Source organism: Haemophilus parainfluenzae ATCC 33392 (assembly GCF_031191205.1).
GTDB lineage: Bacteria > Pseudomonadota > Gammaproteobacteria > Enterobacterales > Pasteurellaceae > Haemophilus_D > Haemophilus_D parainfluenzae.
The window spans coordinates 1-2500 of sequence record NZ_CP133470.1 but is presented as its reverse complement, the minus strand read 5'-3'; the positions used below and the strand labels follow the sequence as shown (position 1 = coordinate 2500).

Sequence of the window (2500 nt, the reverse complement as noted above, 5' to 3'; positions counted from 1 at the left end):
AGGTTGAAGGTTGGGTAACACTAACTGGAGGACCGAACCGACTAATGTTGAAAAATTAGCGGATGACTTGTGGCTGGGGGTGAAAGGCCAATCAAACCGGGAGATAGCTGGTTCTCCCCGAAATCTATTTAGGTAGAGCCTTGAGCGGACACCTTCGGGGGTAGAGCACTGTTTCGGCTAGGGGTCCATCCCGGATTACCAACCCGATGCAAACTACGAATACCGAAGAGTGATACTCAGGAGACACACGGCGGGTGCTAACGTCCGTCGTGGAGAGGGAAACAACCCAGACCGCCAGCTAAGGTCCCAAAGTCTATATTAAGTGGGAAACGAAGTGGGAAGGCTTAGACAGCTAGGATGTTGGCTTAGAAGCAGCCATCATTTAAAGAAAGCGTAATAGCTCACTAGTCGAGTCGGCCTGCGCGGAAGATGTAACGGGGCTCAAATATAGCACCGAAGCTGCGGCATCAGTAGCAATACTGTTGGGTAGGGGAGCGTTCTGTAAGCGGATGAAGATGGCTCGAGAGGGCTGTTGGACGTATCAGAAGTGCGAATGCTGACATAAGTAACGATAAAACGGGTGAAAAACCCGTTCGCCGGAAGACCAAGGGTTCCTGTCCAACGTTAATCGGGGCAGGGTGAGTCGGCCCCTAAGGCGAGGCTGAAAAGCGTAGTCGATGGGAAACGGGTTAATATTCCCGTACTTGGATAAACTGCGATGTGGGGACGGAGCAGGTTAGGTTATCGCACTGTTGGATATGTGCGTTTAAGTTGGTAGGTGTGAAGTTTAGGCAAATCCGGACTTCTTTAACACCGAGAGATGATGACGAGGCTCTACGGAGCTGAAGTAACCGATACCACACTTCCAGGAAAAGCCACTAAGCTTCAGGTTTATCTAAACCGTACTGAAAACCGACACAGGTGGTCAGGTAGAGAATACTCAGGCGCTTGAGAGAACTCGGGTGAAGGAACTAGGCAAAATAGCACCGTAACTTCGGGAGAAGGTGCGCCGGCGTAGATTGTAGTCCCTTGCGGATGAAGGTTGAACCGGTCGAAGATACCAGCTGGCTGCAACTGTTTATTAAAAACACAGCACTCTGCAAACACGAAAGTGGACGTATAGGGTGTGATGCCTGCCCGGTGCTGGAAGGTTAATTGATGGTGTAATCGAAAGAGAAGCTCCTGATCGAAGCCCCAGTAAACGGCGGCCGTAACTATAACGGTCCTAAGGTAGCGAAATTCCTTGTCGGGTAAGTTCCGACCTGCACGAATGGCATAATGATGGCCAGGCTGTCTCCACCCGAGACTCAGTGAAATTGAAATCGCCGTGAAGATGCGGTGTACCCGCGGCTAGACGGAAAGACCCCGTGAACCTTTACTATAGCTTGACACTGAACATTGAATTTTGATGTGTAGGATAGGTGGGAGACTTAGAAGTAGTCACGCCAGTGATTATGGAGTCGTCCTTGAAATACCACCCTTTAACGTTTGATGTTCTAACGAAGATTACGAAACGTGGTCTCGGACAGTGTCTGGTGGGTAGTTTGACTGGGGCGGTCTCCTCCCAAAGAGTAACGGAGGAGCACGAAGGTTTGCTAATCACGGTCGGACATCGTGAGGTTAGTGCAATGGTATAAGCAAGCTTAACTGCGAGACAGACAAGTCGAGCAGGTACGAAAGTAGGTCATAGTGATCCGGTGGTTCTGAATGGAAGGGCCATCGCTCAACGGATAAAAGGTACTCCGGGGATAACAGGCTGATACCGCCCAAGAGTTCATATCGACGGCGGTGTTTGGCACCTCGATGTCGGCTCATCACATCCTGGGGCTGAAGTAGGTCCCAAGGGTATGGCTGTTCGCCATTTAAAGTGGTACGCGAGCTGGGTTTAGAACGTCGTGAGACAGTTCGGTCCCTATCTGCCGTGGGCGTTGGAGAATTGGTTGGGGCTGCTCCTAGTACGAGAGGACCGGAGTGGACGCACCACTGGTGTTCCGGTTGTGTCGCCAGACGCATTGCCGGGTAGCTAAGTGCGGAAGAGATAAGTGCTGAAAGCATCTAAGCACGAAACTTGCCAAGAGATGAGTTCTCCCTGTCTTTAAGACAGTAAGGGTTGTTTAAGACTAAGACGTAGATAGGTCTGGTGTGTAAGCGGTGCGAGCCGTTGAGCTAACAGATACTAATTGCCCGAGAGGCTTAACTATACAACGCTCAAGGGTTTTTGAGGTTGTAAGACTAAAATAAAAAGATTCAGAGATGAAGAAGAAAGTTTTGAAGTGAATCAGCTTGTTTGGTTGTGAGCACTAGAGATAGTGAGAGCAGAGAGAAAAGTTATTAAAGGAATAATCCTGGCGGCGATAGAGCGGTGGTCCCACCTGACCCCATACCGAACTCAGAAGTGAAACGCCGATGCGCCGATGGTAGTGTGGGGCATCCCCATGTGAGAGTAGGACACCGCCAGGTACTGAATGTGAACCCCGAGCTGAAGAGCTTGGGGTTTTTG

The 2500-nt window shown here is 50.3% G+C and carries 2 rRNA genes (1 of these 2 cut by a window edge); both read left to right on the top strand.

What is annotated here, in order from left to right:
- Positions 1–2201, top strand: a 23S ribosomal RNA gene (locus RDV53_RS00010); it begins 697 nt to the left of the window's first position.
- Positions 2202–2344: 143 nt separating this feature from the next.
- Positions 2345–2460: ribosomal RNA gene (rrf, locus tag RDV53_RS00005) — 5S ribosomal RNA — on the top strand.
- The last annotated feature ends 40 nt before the right edge of the window (positions 2461–2500 follow it).